Source organism: Tardiphaga sp. 866_E4_N1_4, assembly GCF_052076075.1.
In the GTDB taxonomy this organism is placed as follows: Bacteria; Pseudomonadota; Alphaproteobacteria; order Rhizobiales; family Xanthobacteraceae; genus Tardiphaga; species Tardiphaga robiniae.
The window spans coordinates 2,208,378-2,226,056 of the sequence record NZ_CP197242.1 but is presented as its reverse complement, the minus strand read 5'-3'; the positions used below and the strand labels follow the sequence as shown (position 1 = coordinate 2,226,056).

General features: G+C 62.7%; 13 protein-coding genes. 5 read left to right on the top strand and 8 right to left on the bottom strand.

Annotation, left to right across the window (positions count from 1 at the left end):
- The first annotated feature begins 204 nt into the window (after positions 1-204).
- The 3 genes from trhA to AB8B20_RS10965 all read left to right on the top strand — a co-directional run bounded on the left by trhA (position 205) and on the right by AB8B20_RS10965 (position 3,117).
- Complete coding sequence (gene trhA / locus AB8B20_RS10975; RefSeq protein WP_089265299.1) at positions 205-903, top strand: PAQR family membrane homeostasis protein TrhA; 699 nt, start codon at positions 205-207, stop codon at positions 901-903.
- 83 nt (positions 904-986) lie between these two features.
- Positions 987-1,784: an SDR family oxidoreductase gene (locus AB8B20_RS10970; protein WP_439072573.1), complete on the top strand. Its 798-nt coding sequence runs from the start codon at positions 987-989 to the stop codon at positions 1,782-1,784.
- Between the two features lie 394 nt (positions 1,785-2,178).
- Positions 2,179-3,117: an IS110 family transposase gene (locus AB8B20_RS10965; protein ID WP_439072572.1), complete on the top strand. Its 939-nt coding sequence runs from the start codon at positions 2,179-2,181 to the stop codon at positions 3,115-3,117.
- Between the two features lie 46 nt (positions 3,118-3,163).
- Here the strand turns inward: AB8B20_RS10965 and AB8B20_RS10960 are convergent, their stop codons facing one another.
- The 7 genes from AB8B20_RS10960 to AB8B20_RS10930 all read right to left on the bottom strand — a co-directional run bounded on the left by AB8B20_RS10960 (position 3,164) and on the right by AB8B20_RS10930 (position 13,242).
- Positions 3,164-5,506 carry a molybdopterin guanine dinucleotide-containing S/N-oxide reductase gene (locus tag AB8B20_RS10960; protein ID WP_439072571.1) on the bottom strand — a complete coding sequence of 781 codons (2,343 nt, stop codon included), beginning with the start codon at positions 5,504-5,506 and terminating at the stop codon, positions 3,164-3,166.
- Positions 5,507-5,535: 29 nt separating this feature from the next.
- Positions 5,536-7,164, bottom strand: coding sequence for a benzoylformate decarboxylase (gene mdlC / locus AB8B20_RS10955; protein ID WP_439072570.1), 1,629 nt, complete (start codon positions 7,162-7,164; stop codon positions 5,536-5,538).
- 339 nt (positions 7,165-7,503) lie between these two features.
- Entirely contained in the window at positions 7,504-8,355 is an 852-nt protein-coding gene (locus AB8B20_RS10950) for an FAS1-like dehydratase domain-containing protein (protein WP_439072569.1), read from the bottom strand.
- A 25-nt stretch (positions 8,356-8,380) separates the two neighbouring features.
- Positions 8,381-9,475, bottom strand: a complete 1,095-nt coding sequence (locus AB8B20_RS10945; protein WP_439072567.1) for a CaiB/BaiF CoA transferase family protein — start codon at positions 9,473-9,475, stop codon at positions 8,381-8,383.
- A gap of 9 nt (positions 9,476-9,484) precedes the next feature.
- Positions 9,485-10,660: an acyl-CoA dehydrogenase family protein gene (locus tag AB8B20_RS10940; protein ID WP_439072566.1), complete on the bottom strand. Its 1,176-nt coding sequence runs from the start codon at positions 10,658-10,660 to the stop codon at positions 9,485-9,487.
- A 65-nt stretch (positions 10,661-10,725) separates the two neighbouring features.
- Entirely contained in the window at positions 10,726-11,997 is a 1,272-nt protein-coding gene (locus tag AB8B20_RS10935; protein ID WP_439072565.1) for a cytochrome P450, read from the bottom strand.
- 48 nt (positions 11,998-12,045) lie between these two features.
- Complete coding sequence (locus AB8B20_RS10930; protein ID WP_439073061.1) at positions 12,046-13,242, bottom strand: cytochrome P450; 1,197 nt, start codon at positions 13,240-13,242, stop codon at positions 12,046-12,048.
- A 259-nt stretch (positions 13,243-13,501) separates the two neighbouring features.
- On the opposite strand from AB8B20_RS10930, the gene AB8B20_RS10925 reads away from it, so the two are divergent.
- Together AB8B20_RS10925 and AB8B20_RS10920 are read left to right on the top strand one after the other, a co-directional pair.
- Positions 13,502-14,674, top strand: a complete 1,173-nt coding sequence (locus AB8B20_RS10925; RefSeq protein WP_089265707.1) for an isovaleryl-CoA dehydrogenase — start codon at positions 13,502-13,504, stop codon at positions 14,672-14,674.
- Between the two features lie 970 nt (positions 14,675-15,644).
- Positions 15,645-16,718, top strand: coding sequence for an NAD(P)-dependent alcohol dehydrogenase (locus AB8B20_RS10920; RefSeq protein ID WP_089265289.1), 1,074 nt, complete (start codon positions 15,645-15,647; stop codon positions 16,716-16,718).
- Between the two features lie 196 nt (positions 16,719-16,914).
- Here the strand turns inward: AB8B20_RS10920 and AB8B20_RS10915 are convergent, their stop codons facing one another.
- Positions 16,915-17,658: an SDR family oxidoreductase gene (locus AB8B20_RS10915; protein ID WP_439072564.1), complete on the bottom strand. Its 744-nt coding sequence runs from the start codon at positions 17,656-17,658 to the stop codon at positions 16,915-16,917.
- Positions 17,659-17,679: the final 21 nt, after the last annotated feature.

Genomic DNA, 17,679 nt, shown 5'->3' with positions numbered 1-17,679 from the left:
GGTGAATGGTGCGCGGGTGTTGGTCTGCCTCTCAAAATGGCGATTGTCTGACTGAAATCAAGTTCGTCACGAAAGCGTCGTTACTTCGTCGTTTGGCTTTCGTTGACGATCTCCAGCCTATGATCTATCGCTGATTTCAGGGGAAGTCACAGGCGGGCTTACGGGGCAAGCTCACCGCATCGCACCGGCCGGGTTGACGCCACCATGACCGTTTTCCGATTCAAAGAACTGACCAGTAATTCCGCTCACATGGTGGCCGGCGCGATCCGCTGGAATTACGACCGTGCCGAACTGATCGCCGACGGCATCGTTCACGGTCTCGGCGTGTTCTCCGGCCTGATCGCCGCCACCGTCCTCATCGTGCTCGCCGCCGTGTTTGCGACGGCGTATGAGGTCGTGACCGTCTCGGTCTATTCCGTTGGCCTGCTGGCCATGCTGGTGCTGTCGGCCATCTACAATATGTGGCCGGTGTCACCGCGAAAGTGGTTCCTGCGTCGCTTCGATCACTCCGCGATCTATCTTCTGATCGCGGCGACGTACACGCCGTTCTTTGCGCAGATCGCCAACACACGGCTCGCGATCTCGCTGCTCGCCGGCGTGTGGAGCGTCGCCATCACCGGCATCGTCATCAAGCTCGTTTATCCCGGCCGTTTCGATCGGCTCGCCGTGGTGCTCTATCTCGCCATGGGCTGGAGTGGGCTGATGGCCTATGACGCAGTGTTCACGCCGCTGCCGCCGCTCACCATGTGGTTCGTCGCCGCCGGCGGCACGCTGTATACGCTGGGCGTCGTATTCCACGCCTGGCAGCGGCTGCGTTTCCAGAACGCCATCTGGCACGCATTTGTCCTGCTCGGCGCCGCATGCCACTATACGGCCGTGCTCGACATGGTGCTGAGCACCTAGAGCATCATCCCGAAAAGTGGGTACCGGTTTTCGGATCAGATCATGCTCTAATAAGAGACAAAAACAAACAAAGGGAGTGCGGCATGCGGGTAGACGGCAAGGTCGTCGTCGTGACCGGTGGCGCCAATGGCATCGGCCAGGCGCTATGCGAGACATTTCATAAAGCAGGCGCAGCGAAAGTCGTCGTCGTCGATCTCGATGGTGAGCGGGCGACGGCCGTTGCGGAGGCCATCGGCGGCGCCGCGTTCCGATGCGATGTCGGCAAGGAAAAAGACATCCAGCATGTGATCGAACTGACCGAACGGCATTATGGGCCGATCGCTTTGTTCTGCTCCAATGCTGGCATCGGCGGCGGCTTCGATCCCATGAGCCCGAATGCCGGTGGCACGTCGGATGAACCATGGGCGAAGAGCTGGGCGATTCATGTGATGGCCCATGTCTATGCGGCGCGGCATCTGATCCCGCTCTACAAAGCGCGCGGCGGCGGCTACTTCCTCAACACGATCTCTGCCGCGGGGCTCCTCTCGCAAGTCGGCAGCCCGGCCTACTCGACCACCAAACATGCCGCGGTGGGGTTCGCCGAAAATCTCGCGATCTCCCACCGAGCAGATAACATCAAGGTCTCGATCCTGTGCCCGCAGGGCGTCGATACCAACATGCTGAAGAACATTCCGAAGGGCCCGCAATCCAATGACGGCAACCTGTCGCCGGAGCAGGTGGCGCAGGATGCGCTCGCGGGGATCGAGGCGGAGACGTTCCTGATCCTGCCGCACAAGCAGGTTATCGACTACATGCGCAAGAAGACCGAGAACTACGACCGCTGGATCGGCGGCATGGCCAAGATCCAGGCGAAGATGCGGGAGACGTTTGGGACGAAGTGAGGGGCGCAGGGCCTTCCTTAACCTCGCCCCGCATTTGCGGGGAGAGGTCGGCGCGCAGCGCCGGGTGAGGGGCTGGGCACGCGGCTAGCCACACAGAAGCCCTCTCGGATCTCTCTGAATGATGCCGTGTCGTTCAAGGAATTTCACAGCCCGAGAGACTGGCGCTGTGGCGAATGTCGCGCGCGGCCCCTCACCCGCCGCGAAGACGCGGCGACCTTGTAACTTGCCAGCCGCCGGATCTGCTAAGTTGTGCGGAGCGGTGGCAGGCGGGAGACCGAGTGACCTGAGGGACACCAAGCCCGTGGGAGAGCGCGGGTCCTTGCTTGCCGTTCCATCGAACCCGAACAGTCGCTTGGGCCGCTCAGCAAGCCCGGTTGCGCAAGGATGGGATCAGATGGACGCGATTTATGTTGGCATCGATGTGTCGAAGGATCGGCTGGATGTGGCGTTGCGTCCGGGCGGTGAGAGTTTTGCGGTTGCCCGCAATGGTGCGGGGATCGATGATCTGATCGCGCGGCTGAAAGCGCGGCCGCCACGGATGGTGGCGATCGAGGCGACGGGCGGCTTTGAGACGGTCGTCGCCGCAGGATTGGCCGGCGCCGATCTGCCTGTGGTGGTGGTCAATCCGGCGCAGGTGCGCGCCTTTGCCAATGCCCTCGGCAAGCGCGCCAAGACCGATCCGATCGATGCCATGGTGATCGCGCATTTTGCCGAGGCGACCAAACCGCAACTGCGGCCGCTTCCCGATGCGACGACGCGGCTGCTAGCCGATCTGGTGGCACGTCGGCGCCAGATCGTCGAGATGATTGCCGCGGAAAGCCAGCGTGCACGGCGCGTCAGCAATCTGCGGCTGAAGAAGAGCATCGCCCGGCTCCACAAGGCACTGGAGAAGGAGTTGTCCGAACTGGACGACGACATCGGCGATCACGTGCGGGGATCGCCGGCCTGGGCCGAGAAAGAAGACTTGCTGGTGTCGGTGCCCGGCATCGGTCCGACCATCGCGCGCAGCCTGATTGCCGAACTGCCGGAGCTCGGCACACTAGATCGTCGTCAGATTGCGGCGCTCGCCGGTTTGGCGCCATGGACTCGGCAATCCGGCCAGTGGCGCGGCAAGAGCTTCATCGGCGGCGGCCGGGCCAATGTACGCCGCGTGTTGTTCATGGGAGCGATGGTGGCCGCCCGCTTCAATCCGCAGCTCAAACTGTTCCGCGACAAGCTTGTCGCCGCCGGCAAGCCCAAGCTCGTCGCTATCATCGCCCTCGCCCGCAAGCTGCTCACCATCCTCAACGCCATCCTGCGAGACAAGACCCCATGGCAGCATCAAAACGCTTGACCAACAAGACAGTCGCTCTCCCCGTAAAGAGCGGGGAGAGGTAAGATCACTCCGCTGCTTCGAGCTTCGGCGGCCGTGGCCAGATCACCGGGACCGGCGGATCATAGGCCTGGATCGGCGGCAGGTTGCCGGTGAACTTCTCGACATTCACCACCGTGAGCTGGCCGGTGCAGCCTTGCGCGAGGCGCGAGGTACCGGTGTCCCGCGTCAGCACGTTCGGATTGCCGTGCACGCAGAGCGGCTTCTCCTCGTTCGGATCCTCGGGATCGTAGTAGGCGCCGGTCGGCAGCTGCACAACGCCGGCCATGACGTCTTCGGTGACCACCACCGAGGCGAGGCACGAACCGCGTTGGTTGAACAGCCTGATGATGTCGCCGTCCTTGATGCCGCGCACATCCGCATCGACCGGATGCATGCGGGCCACTTCGCGGCCGCGGCGCTTCTCGGCGCTGCTATGGCCGCCGAAGTCGAGCTGGCTGTGCAGACGCGACGCCGGCTGGTTGGCGACGAGCTGCAAGGGATTGGTCGCATCGACGGTGTCTTCCGGCGTCAGCCACACCGGATGGCCGGGGCAGTCATCGTAACCGAAACTGGCGATGGTGTCGGACGTGATCTCGATCTTGCCGCTGGTGGTCGGCAGCGGCGTGCCCTCAGGGTCTTCCCGGAAGGCGCGCAGCGTGCCGCCATCCAGCGGTAGCTGCGGCAGCATGACTTCGCCGGCCGTCCAGAAGGCGTCGAAGTCAGGCGCGTCGAGACCCTTGGCGACCAGGCCATCGTACGTCGGCTGATAGAGATGTTTCAGCCATTCACGCGGCGTGCGGCCCTCGGTGAACTCGTGCGATTTGCCGAGGCGCTCAGCGAGGCCGGTGAAGATCGCATAGTCGTCGCGCGCGTCGCCAAACGGCTCGGCCATCTGATGCATCGCCACCATCATCGGATCGGTCTGCGACGAGCCGATGTCCTCGCGCTCCAGGCTCATGGTGCAGGGGAGCACGAAGTCGGCATGGCGTGCCGATGCGGTCCAGGCGAGGTCATGCACCACCAGCGTATCGACCTGCGCAAAGGCCTTGCGCAGGCGATTGAGGTCCTGATGGTGATGGAACGGATTTCCGCCGGCCCAATAGACCAGCTTGATATCCGGATAGGTCATATGCGCGCCGTTATATTCGAACGGTGCGCCGGGATTGAGCAGCATGTCGCTGACACGCGCCACCGGGATGAATTCGCTGACGCCGTTCTTGCCCTGCGGCAGGCCGGCGATCGGCACGGCATTCTGGCGACGACCATAGTTTGCGATGGCGCCGAGCGCATAGCCGAAGCCGCCGCCGGGCAGGCCCGATTGTCCGAACATCGCCGACAGCACCGAGGCCATCCAGACTGGTTGCTCGCCATGCTTCGCGCGCTGCAGCGAATGCGCGACCACGAATAGCGCGCGCTTGCCGGGCAGGCGACGCGCCAGCGTGAAAATAGCGTCGGCGGTGAGGCCGGTGATGCCGGCAGCCCAGGCGGCATCCTTCGGCTGGCCGTCGCTGCGGCCCATCAGATAATCTTCGAACGTATCCCAGCCATGGGTGTGGCTGGCGAGGAAGGCGCGATCATGCGTGCCGTCCATCACCGCGGTGTGCGCGATGCCGAGCATCAGTGCCACATCGGTGCCGGGACGCGCGGCGACCCAGTCCTGGTTCACTTCATCCGGCAGGTCACTCTTCAGCGGCGAGATCAGCACGAGTTCGCCGCCGCGCTTGCTCAGTGCGATCATGTCGCGATGTTCGGTGTGCTTGCTGATGCCGCCGCCGGCAACGCGCGAGTTCTTGGTGTTCATGCCGCCGAAGGCGAGAATAATATCGGTGTGCTCGACGATTTCATCCCAGCCGATATTGCGGCGGGTCATGTCTTCGTAGTTGCCGAGGATGTGCGGAATGAGAACCGTCGATGCGCCGGCCGAGTAGCTGTTGACCGAACGCACATAGCCGCCAAGCGCGACATTCAGAAACCGATGGATCTGGCTCTGCGCATGATGGAAACGCCCCGCGCTCGACCAGCCATAGGAGCCGCCATAGATCGCCTTGGCACTGTAGGTGTCCTTGACGCGCTTCAGCTCGCCGGCGAGCAGGTCGAGCACCTCGTCCCACTCCATCTCGACGAATGCGTCGCGGCCGCGACGCTCGTCCGGGCCCGGCCCATTCTCAAGCCAGCCACGGCGCACCATCGGCTTGGCGATGCGCGCCTTGTGGCGGAGCGCCTCGGGGAAATTCTGAATGATCGGATTCGGATCGGGATCGATCGGATGCGGTGTGATGACCAGCTTGCCGTCGACCCATTGTCCGGAAAAGGCACCCCAGTGGGAGCTGTGCGTTTTCTTCGAGGAGTCGCTTGCCTGCTTCGTCATGCCTGACCTTCCGTTATGATCCCGTCATATCAGTGCTTCTGTCCATAAAGCACGGGAACGGCCGAGTCGACGATGACTTCGACAAGGCTGACGCCCGGATGTTGCAGACTGGCAGTAAATGCACCCGTAAGTTCCGATGATTTGCTGACGCGCACCGCATGCGCGCCCATGCCTTCCGCCAATTTGACGAAATCCAGACCGGGAAGATCCAGCCCGGGAACATTGCGCACCTGCATCACCTGGCTGAACGAGCGCATCGCGCCGTAACCGGAATTGTTGATAACCACTATGGTTAAAGGCAATTTGCGCTGCGCGGCGGTCCACAGTGCCTGGATCGAATACATCGCCGAGCCATCGCCGATCAGGCAGACGGTGCGCCGATCCGGATAGCCTAGTGCCATGCCGACAGAGGCGGGGAGGGAGTGGCCGAGACCGCCTGAGGTCATGGTGTAGAAACTGTTGGCGCCGCGCATCGGAAGATACTTCTGCATCGCCGGGCGATGCGAGGGTGCCTCTTCCACCAGCATCGCATCTGCAGGCATGGCCCGCGACAGCGTGTGCAGCAGATAATCTATCGGGATCGGGTCAGCACCTGCGGGCGGCGGCGGCAGGATGCGGCCCTTGGCGACTGCCCGTTTGGTATCGGGCAGCAGCTCAAGTAGCAGCGTCAGCGCCGGCTTCATGGTCGCGATGATGCTGGTACCGATCGGTGCCACGGCGGCGGAGTCCGCATCATCGGTGATCTGGAAGATCGTGGTATCGCCGTCGAAGATCGCGGCATGACCTTCGACGTGGAAGGTGAATACCGGCGCGCCGATCACGACGACCAGATCGTGTTCGCGTAGCGCGTCGGAGAGTTGTGCCGGCGACGCATGCAGGAACCCCGCAAATTGCGGATGAAGTTCCGGGAAACTGCAACGCGCCGAGAACGGACTGACCCAGACGGCGGCCTTCGTTTTCTCAGCAACGCTGACCATGAGATCGACGGCGTTTGCGCGGTCGATGCCGGGGCCGACGATCAATGCAGGGTTCTTGCTTGTGTTGAGTGCGGCGACGAGTTCCTGCATCGCCTTGGGATCTGGCCCGAGCTCGCGGCTCACATGGCGCGCCTCAAGAGGTTGGGCCTGATGCGTCCAGTCGTCGATCGGCACCGACACGAAAGTCGGTCCGCAAGGCGGCTGCATCGCGACATAATAGGCGCGGGCGATCGCGGCGGGCACATCCTCTGCACGCGCAGGCTCGACGCTGTATTTTACATAGGGCCGCGGAAATTCCGACGCGCGCTCGGCATAGAGAAACGCCTGCAGCGGCAGGATGCTGCGCGCCTGCTGGCCGGCGGTGATGACCATCGGCGTCTGGTTGCGGTGCGCGGTATAGATATTGCCCTGCGCATGGCCGACGCCGGCGGCGGAATGCAGATTGACGAAGGCGGCATTGCGCGTCGCCTGCGCATAGCCATCGGCCATGCCGATCACGGAAGCTTCCTGCAGGCCGAGCACATAATCGATATCGTCCGGCCAGTCGGACAGAAACGGCAGTTCCGTCGAGCCGGGATTGCCAAAGACTTTGCTGATGCCGAAGCCGCGCAGCAGATTGAGCGTGGCGTCTTTGACACTGACGGGAGTACGGGCGGCGGTTGTCTTGCTGTCGCGGGCCAAGGTCGTTTCCTCACGGGATCGGGCAGTTGTCTGCCGTGTGTTGTTGACTCATCAACAGCAGGAGGGGGCCGGGAGTCAATCGGGGAGGAGGCGCAAAACCGCCCCGACGGAGCGGAGGCGCGCTGTCGCTCCCTCTCCCCGCTCTTGCGCGGGGAGAGGGGTGGGGTGAGGGGCGGACACATAGCCCGCAAAATTTGCAGGATGCTCGGGTCGAAGAATTGAGCGATCCGAAAGCGGAGTGAGTTGGGCTCTTACAGCGCAATGCCCCTCACTCGCCGCGAAGACTCGGCGACCTCTCCCCGCAATGCGGGGAGAGGTTAGGTCGGAGTGTCGCTGCGGCTACCAGCTCGCCGTCGCCTTCATGGTCGGCGCGCCCTGATTGTTCGCCGTCCAGACGTCGAGCCCGTCCGCCGTCTCGTTCGCATTCACCGAAAAATCCGCGCCATCGAACAGCGGCGACACGCCGCGATAGCTGAATTTCGCGGGCGCCTTGCCACCCTTCAGCTTAGCCGCGAATTCCACCAGCAGAGCCGCCTGCAGCGGTCCATGAAACACGAGCCCCGGATAGAACTCGACCTTGGTGACATAGTCGCGGTCGTAATGGATGCGGTGACCGTTGAAGGTCAGCGCGCTGTAGCGAAACAGCAGCACGGGATCGGCGTAATGCGTTTCCTGATGCTGGGCCTTTGGCACTTCCTTGGGCGCGGGCGCCGGCGGCGCCATGCTGGTCGGCATGTCGCGATAGACGATGTCCTGGCGCTCGCGGATGGCGAGGCCACGCTTGGTGGTGATCAGGTGCTCGACATTGACGAAGCAAAGCGCGCCGGTGGAGCCGGTCTTCAGGTTGACGTCGAGGATCTTCGAGGAGCGCGTGACCTCGTCGCCGACAAGCAACGGTTCGATGAACTGCACTTCACCGCCCGCCCACATGCGACGCGGCAGCGGCACAGGCGGGAGAAACCCGCCGCGCGCCGGGTGACCGTCGGGGCCGAGCTTGTCCATTGCCGCCACCGGCTGCGCCAGGCACCACTGTGTGGTGAACGGCGCGGCGTCGCCGGGCTTCGGCGTGCCGATGTCGAGAAACAGCGTCGCGCGCAGACCCTTCACGAGCTGCGCAGTCACGACGTCGGAGGCCTCGTCGGTGCGACCGATCCACTGCTTGAGATGATCGATGTCGAGCTTGTCGGTCATAGCGACCTCCGTCTGATCTTGAAGTTCACTTCTGCACTTCGCCGATGCCGGGCACCGCGCCATAGCTGCGCGGCGCGTCGACCCAGATCGCGGCCGGCGCCGGATACGACACTTCGCCATTCGGCGTGTTCACGGTGATGCGGCGCAGATGCGGATGGGTGGTGAGGTCCGCCATGGTATTCACTTCGGCAAAGGCGATATCGGCGTCGGTCAGGCGCTTCAGGAGTTCGTCGCGGCTGAGCGATCCGAAGATGTCGCTGACGGTCTGGTCGGTGAAGGCGCGGTTGCGCACGCGCTCGACGCCGTTGACGAGGCGCGGATCGGCGGCGAGGTCGGCATTCCCCAGCACCTTGGCGCAGAGGATCTTCCACTCGCGCTCGCTCTGGATCGAGATCAGGATGTCCTTGCCGTCCTTGGAGCGAAACACGCCGTAGGGCGCGATCGAGGGATGGGCGAGACCCATGCGCTTCGGCTCGTTGCCGGCTTCGGCATTGAGCAGCGGCACGGTGAGCCAGTCGGCCATCACATCGAACATCGAGATGCGGATATCGGCGCCTTCGCCGGTCACCGAGCGGCCGATCAACGCTTCCAGGATCGCCGCATGCGCGGCGGCGCCGGTGGCGACATCGACAATGGAGACGCCGACGCGCGACGGGCCTTCGGGGCCGCCGGTGATGGAGGCGAGGCCGCTTTCGGCCTGGATCAGCAGGTCATAGGCCTTGCGATGGGCATAGGGGCCGGTGTCGCCATAGCCGGTGATGGTGCAGCAGATCAGCCGCGGATAGTCCTTGCGCAGCCGCTCGCGGGTGAAGCCGAGCTTGTCCATCGACCCGGGCTTGAGGTTCTGGATCAGCACGTCGGCGGTGGCGATCAGCTCTTCCATGGCCTTGCGACCGTCCGGCGTGGAGAGATCAACGACGACGGAATCCTTGCCGCGGTTGAGCCAGACGAAATAGCTGCTCTGGCCCTTCGCCGCGGCGTCGTAACCGCGGGCGAAGTCGCCTTCGGGTCGCTCGATCTTGATGACATGCGCGCCGGCATCCGCGAGACGCGAACTGCAGAATGGTGCAGCCACCGCCTGTTCAACGGCGATGACGGTCAGTCCCTTGAGCGGCAGCATGGGTCTATCTCAATATGAGCGCGGCATGCCGAGCACGTGCTCGGCCACGAAGGACAGGATCAGGTTGGTCGAGATCGGCGCCACCTGATACAGACGGGTCTCGCGGAATTTGCGCTCGACGTCGTATTCCTCGGCAAATCCAAAACCGCCATGGGTCTGGATACAGGCATTGGCCGCTTCGAAGGACGCATCGGCCGCGAGCATCTTGGCCATGTTGGCTTCGGCGCCGCATTCCACGCCGGCTTCGTATTTGCGCAGCGCTTCCTTCACCATCAGTTCGGCCGCGCGCATATTCGCATAGGCCTTGGCGATGGGGAATTGAATGCCCTGGTTCTGGCCGATCGGACGCCCGAACACCTGGCGCTCCTTGGCGTAAGCGCTCGCCTTGGCGATGAACCACTTGGCATCGCCGACGCATTCGCTGGCGATCAGGATGCGCTCGGCATTCATGCCGGAGAGGATGTAGCGGAAGCCCTTGCCCTCTTCACCGATCAGGTTTTCCGCCGGCACCTTCATGTCGGTGAAGAACACTTCGGTGGTGGCATGGTTCATCATGGTGCGGATCGGGCGGATCTCGAGGCCGTTCTTCTTGGCCTCCTTCATGTCCACCAGAAACACCGACAGACCATCGGTGCGCTTCGCTGCCTGTTCCTTTGGCGTGGTGCGTGCGAGCAGCACCATCAGGTCGGAATATTCGGCGCGGCTGGTCCAGATCTTCTGGCCGTTGACGATGTAGTCGCCGTTATCGTCCTTCTTCGCCACCGTCTTCAGCGAGGATGTGTCGGTGCCCGAGGTCGGCTCGGTGACGCCGAAGGCCTGCAGGCGAACTTCGCCACTGGCGATCTTCGGCAGCCACTTGGCCTTCTGCTCGTCATTGCCATGACGCAGCACGGTGCCCATCGTGTACATCTGCGCGTGGCAGCCGCCGCCATTGCAACCGGCGCGCTGGATCTCTTCGAGGATCGCCGCCGCAGCCGACAGCTTGAGGCCGGAGCCGCCATATTCCTCGGGGATCAGAACCGACAGGTAGCCGGCTTCCGTCAATGCATCGACAAAAGCCTTCGGATAGGCCATCTCGCGGTCGAGCTTGCGCCAGTATTCACCGGGGAACTGTGCGCACAGTTTGGCAACGGCATCGCGGATATCGTGGAATTCGTCCTGTTCCGCGGGATGGTGTTTCGTCAAGGAATTGAGCTTCTCTTCTTGAGGGGAAAATTATGAATCCTGACCGGCTAGGAGATTCTGCGGTCTTACGTGATTTTAACCGGCAGGGTCTCGTAGCCTTTAACGAAGCTCGAATACACGCGCTTGGGTTCCCCCACAACTTCGATGTTCTCGAACCGTTTCAGTATCTCCTCCCAAACGATCCTCAATTGCAACTCCGCCAGGCGCATGCCCACGCAGCGGTGTATGCCAAAACCGAATGACAGGTGAATCTTGGGCCGCGCGCGGTCGATGATGAACTCGTTGGGGCGCTCGATCACCTCCTCGTCGCGGTTGCCCGAGACGTACCACATCACCACGCGGTCGCCTTTTTTGATGGTCTTGCCGCCGAGCTCAGTATCCTGCATGGCGGTACGGCGCATATGCGCCAGCGGCGTCTGCCAGCGGATCACTTCGGGGACCATGGTCTCGATAAGCGACGGATTGTCGCGCAACTTCTGATACTGGTCGGGGTTCTCGTTCAGCGCCAGCACCGAGCCGGTCATGGTGTTGCGGGTAGTATCGTTGCCGCCGACGATGAGCAGGATGATATTGCCCATCAGCGTGTCGGGATCCAGGAAGCGTGTGGCGTCGCTATGCGCCATCATGGAAATCAGGTCATTCCGTGGGTCGGAATTCACGCGCTCATTCCAGAGTTTCTGGAAATAGGCGGCGCATTCGTCCATCTCGCGGCGGCGCTCTTCCTCCGACGACACGATGCCACTTTTTGGCAGCGCTGTGGACACGTCCGACCAGCGCGTCAGCTTGCGGCGCTCCTCCCACGGGAAGTCGAACAGGGTCGCAAGCATCTGCGTGGTGAGTTCGACCGAGACGCGTTCGACCCAGTCGAAGGTCTCGCCGCGCGGTAGTCCGTCGAGCACCTTGCACACGCGCCCACGGATCAGCACCGCCATCTCGTCGAGATGCGTTGGCGTGAACATCGGCGTCACGGTCTTGCGCTGCGCGCTGTGCTTCGGCTCATCCATGGCGATGAAGCTCGGCCAGTCATAGCCTTCCGGCACGTCGCGGATCGCGATGCCGCCATGCTTCACGTCGGACGAGAAGATGCCGTGATTGGTGTCGACATGCATGATGTCGTGATACTTGGTCACCGACCAGTAGGGCTCGATCGGTGCATTGGTGCAGTAATGCACCGGCTCTTCCTTGCGCAGCCGTTCGAAGAACGGCCACAGCGTATCGGTCGCGAACAGTTTCGGCGCGCCGGGATGGAAGTCCTTCAGCGGCGTCGAATAGGCGATCTCGCGCGCGACGCGCTGGATCTCGGCTTTGTCAGGATTGATCCTGGCTTGGATATTCATGGCGTCTGCTCTCCAAAAAATCGATCCTGAGCTGTTGCGGTCGCTGGTTCAGCCAGCGATCCGCACAGGCAGTGTCTCGTAGCCCTTCACGAAGCTCGAAAAGACGCGGCGCGGCACGCCGACGACTTCGATCCTGTCGAAGCGCTTGATGATCTCTTCCCACACAATCTTCAATTGAAGTTCGGCAAGTCTGAGGCCGACGCAGCGGTGGATGCCGAAGCCGAATGACAGATGGCGGTTTGGGCGCACACGGTCGATGATGAATTCGTTGGGGTTTTCGATGACCTCGTCATCGCGATTACCCGAGACGTACCACATTACGACCTTGTCCCCCTTCCTGATCTGCTTGCCGCCGAGCTCGGTGTCCTGCACCGCCGTGCGCCGCATATGTGCCAGCGGCGTCTGCCAGCGGATGATCTCCGGCACCATGCTCTCGATCAGCGCCGGGTTGGCGCGCAGCTTGTCATATTCACCAGGGAATTGATTGAGTGCGTAGACGCCGCCGGACATCGAATTGCGCGTGGTATCGTTGCCGCCGACGATCAGCAGAATGATGTTGCCGAGAAAACTCTCCGGATCGAGATGCCGCGTGGCCTCGCTATGCGCCATCATCGATATCAGGTCGCTCTTCGGCGGCGCATTGAGTCGCCCCTGAAACAGTCGCCCGAAATACTCGCCGCATTCGCGCAGTTCTCTCTGCCGCTCCAGCTCGGCCTCAGGCGTGGGTGGCAACATTGTGGCGACATCCGACCAGTGGGTGAGCTTGCGGCGCTCCTCCCAGGGAAAGTCGAACAGGGTTGCCAGCATCTGTGTGGTCAATTCGATCGACACGCGATCGACCCAGTCGAAGGTCTCGTTGCGGGGCAGGGAGTCCAGCACCTCGGCAGTACGGCTGCGGATCAGGCTGGAGAGCTCGTCCATGTGGTGAGGCGCAAACATCGGCGCCACGGTCTTGCGCTGGGCGCTGTGATGCGGCGGATCTGTCGCAATGAACATCGGCCGGCGAAACTGCACACCGGCATCGCGGATGGTGATGCCGCCGAAAGCCGCGGCGGAGGAGTAGGTGGAGTGATTGGTCTCGACCTGCATGATGTCGTTGTACTTGGTCACCGACCAATACGGTCCGAACATGCTGTCCTTGCAGTAGTGGACGGGATCCTCGCGGCGCAGCCGTTCGAAATAAGGCCAGAACGTATCGGTGCGGAATAGTTCGGGATTGCCGGGATCGAACTCATCGAGCGGCATCCCGTAAGCTTGGGCGTGAGCGGCGGCTTGGGCGGATTTGCTGCTGTCGGAATCCTGGACGCGATCGAGCATCGGTTCTCTCCCTGGCATGTCCTCCGTGGTTGGTCCCGGAGGGCTTATTTGGATGAATTACAACCCGTTGCGCGGCCAAGAGCAAGGACCACTTTATGCCTCTTCTCAGCCCGTTCGGCCCGTGACATGGTGATTTCAATCAACAAAACCGGCGCGCTTGCGCGCCGTTCTGACCGGAGGCGACCCTGTGATTGCGAACGCTCAACGGATGTTCAATTTTGATCTCGGCGAGACTGCGGACGCGATTCGCGAGACCGTGCGTGACTTCTCCCAGAACGAGATCGCGCCGCGCGCCGAAGCCATCGACAAGACCAACCAGTTTCCGCTCGATCTCTGGCCCAAGATCGGCGCGCTCGGCCTGCACGGTATCACGGTGGAGGAAGAGTTCGGCGGCGCCGGGCTCGGCTATCTCGAACACGTTATCGCGGTAGAAGAGATTTCGCGCGCCTCGGCGTCGGTGGGACTGTCCTATGGCGCGCATTCCAACCTCTGCGTCAATCAACTCCGCCGCAACGGTAATGAAGCACAGAAGCGCAAATATCTGCCGAAGCTGATCTCGGGCGAACATGTGGGATCCCTCGCGATGTCCGAGCCGGGCTCGGGCTCGGACGTGGTGTCGATGAAGACCCGCGCCGACAAGAAGGGCGACCGCTACGTTCTCAACGGCAACAAGATGTGGATCACCAATGGCCCGGTGGCGCAGACGCTGGTGGTCTATGCCAAGACCGATCCGGCTGCCGGACCGCGCGGTATCACCGCCTTCATCATCGAAAAGGGCATGAAGGGTTTTTCGACGGCGCAGAAGCTCGACAAGCTGGGTATGCGCGGCTCGGATACTTGCGAACTCGTTTTCGAGGATTGCGAGGTGCCCGAGGAGAACGTGCTCGCCGAGGTCGGTCGTGGCGTCAATGTCCTGATGTCCGGCCTCGATTACGAGCGCGCGGTGCTCGCGGCGGGCCCGCTCGGCATCATGCAGGCCTGTCTCGACGTCGCGCAGCCTTATGTGCACGAGCGCAAGCAGTTCGGTGAGCCGATCGGCAACTTCCAGCTCGTGCAGGGCAAGATCGCCGATATGTATGTGGCGCTGAGTTCGGCCCGCGCTTACGTTTATGCAGTCGCGAAAGCCTGCGACCGCGGCGAAACCACCCGCGAGGATGCCGCCGGCGCCATCCTCTACGCATCGGAACGCGCCACGCAATGCGCGCTCGACGCGATCCAGCTGCTCGGCGGCAATGGCTATATCAACGACTATCCCACCGGCCGCCTGCTGCGCGACGCCAAACTCTACGAGATCGGCGCCGGCACCAGCGAGATCAGGCGGATGCTGATCGGGCGGGAGCTGTTCGCGAAGAACGGGTGAGGGGGCGATTCCTTGTATCCGAAGCGCTGACCTCTCCATTGTCATTCCGGGGCGCGCGTCGCCGGCGAAGCCGGCAGAGCGCGAACCCGGAATCCCGACGTGTTTTGCGCTGAACATGTCGAGATTCCGGGTTCACGTGCGCGAAGACGCGCCCGCGCCCTCAGGCAAACCAATTGGTTTGCCGGGGAATGACAGTGTGGGGCGGGAAGACAGCGCCCAAACATTTATTCCTATATCCCGTTGACAATGTTTCCGTCAGGTTTATATTCCCCTCCGTCCTGCCCCACCGAGAGGGGCGATCGCGATCGTCACGTTCGCGGGGTGGGATGCGGTGGACGCTGGAGATGCGGCGTCACGCGGTTTGGGGGTGACGTCTGTCTTCGGGCAGGACGGATCTGCGCCAGCACTGCCACTGGCAAGGAGACGGCCGACCTTCGGATGGAAAGAGCCCTGGACAGCGTGACGGACGACCAAATCGAAACGCGTTCGGCCCAGTCGCTTGAGGCTACCCTGTCCCTCCGCCCTGGGACATTAATTTTGGTGATGGGACCGTTCGCCATGGCAGATGTGCAAGCAACCGAAAAAACACCGCATGCGGAACGCCGGGCAATCGCTCGGCGCCTCCGAAAGTCCTGATGCACACTCAATTGCGGAAGACCGCATCGCATCAGGCCCAAGGGTGCAACGGGCACCCGGCGTTCCGCACGCCCTCTCACAAGGGGGCGGGAATGCAAACCACGACGGCGCCCCCGCGCCGCAAACAATGGGGGCGATGACGCATGTCTGAAGAGCCGTGGCTGTTTGACAAATCGAATCAAGAGCAACGCGGAAGCGCGGCTGTGTGTCCGCCATCTGCAGAGACATTCAAAAGGCGTCGCCACTTGATCCACCTCAATCCGGTCACGGCAAAATGCGCAGATGATTGGCTCATCGCGTCGATCGACGCACCGTCGCAAGCAGGAGCAGGATCATGCCGAAAATGAAGGCTGCGATATTTGTCGAACCGGGGCGTATCGTTCTGGATGACAAGCCGATCCCCGACGTCGGCCCGCTTGATGCGCTGATGCGCATCACGACCACCACGATCTGCGGCACCGATGTGCATATCCTCAAGGGTGAATATCCGGTCGCGAAAGGGCTGACCATTGGACACGAGCCGGTTGGTATCATTGAGAAGCTCGGCAGCGCCGTCACCGGCTATCGCGAGGGCCAGCGCGTCATTGCCGGCGCCATCACGCCGAGCGGCCACAGTTACGCATGTCTCTGTGGCTGCTCATCGCAGGATGGCGCTGGAACCAAGCACGGTTTCAAGGCGGCCGGCGGCTGGCGGTTCGGCAATACGATCGATGGTGCGCAGGCCGAGTATGTGTTGGTACCCGATGCCATGGTCAATCTCAGTCCGGTGCCCGACGCGTTGACGGATGAGCAGGTGCTGATGTGTCCGGACATCATGTCGACGGGATTTGCCGGTGCCGAGCGCGGCGGCATCAGGATCGGGGACACGGTGGTGGTGTTCGCTCTGGGGCCGATCGGACTCTGCGCCCTCGCCGGCGCCAAGCTGATGGGCGCGACCACCATCATCGGTGTCGATACGGTACCCGCGCGCATCGAGGTCGCCAAACGGCTCGGCGCCGATATCGTCGTCGACTTCAAGAAGGGTGATCCGGTCAAGCAGATCATGGACCTCACCGACGGCCGCGGCGTCGATGTGGCTATCGAAGCGCTCGGTACGCAAGGCACCTTCGAATCGGCACTGCGCGCGCTGCGGCCGGGTGGCACGCTGAGCAGCCTTGGCGTCTATTCGACGGATCTGCAGATTCCCCTGAGCGCCTTTTCGGCGGGCCTCGGCGATAACACGATTGTCACCAGCCTGTGCCCCGGTGGGAAGGAGCGGATGCGACGGCTGATGAACGTCGTCGCTTCCGGCCGCGTCGACCTGACGTCGCTGGTCACGCATCATTACAGGCTGGACGATATCGAAAAAGCCTACGATCTGTTCTCGCACCAGCGCGATGGCGTGTTGAAGGTCGCAATCACGCCGTGAGGTGAGGAGGGTAGTGAGGCTTCACCGCAATGGCGCGCTGGCGTCCGCGATATCCCTCCCCCTTGCGGGGAGGGTCGGCCGATAGGCCGGGGTGGGGGTGCCACAAGTGACGCTCTCACGTGGACGCCCCCACCCGACCGGCCAAGTGGCCGGCCACCCTCCCCACGCAAGAGCGGGGGAGGGAAAAGACAACTTCTCACATGGCCAGGAACGAGCGATTCCAGGTCGGGCTGATCAGCACTTCGTTGATGCAGACATGCGGCGGCATGCTGGCGATGAAGGCGATGGTCTTGCCGAGATCGTCCGGCTGCAGCATCCGCGCCATCACCTCGTCACTCGGCGGCACCGGACGGTTCTTCATGATGTCAGTGGCGACCTCGCCCGGCGACAGGCAGCAGGCGCGCAAGCCATTGACGCATTCGTCCATGTTAAAGGAATGCGTCAGCGCCAGCACCGCATGTTTGGTGGCCGTGTAGGCCGGCCCCGTCATCTTGGAGACGATGCGGCCCGCCCATGAGGCGACATTGATGGTGCAGCCGTCCTTCTGCGCGCGCATCGCGGGCAGCACCGCGCGCATGCAATACATCACGCCATTCAGATTGATGTCGACGATCTGGTCCCAGCCGTCCTGCGTGACGTCTTCCCAGCTGCGCTTCGGCAGGTTGACGCCGGCGCTGTTGACAAGAAGATCGATACGGCCATGTTTGGCGAGGATGGCCTGCGCAACCTTGTTGACGTCGTCGGCATTGCTGACATCCAGCGCCATCGCCTCCACGGGCTTGCCGCCGGCGCCGAGTTCATCGGCGACGCCCTGCAGCACATCGGCGCGGCGGCCGGAAATGACCACCGTCCAGCCATCCGCCAGCAGCGCCGCTGCGCCCGCTCTGCCGATTCCGGTGCCGCCGCCGGTCACCCATGCGATCCTGGTCTTGCTGCTCACGATTTTCTCCCCGACGTTTCT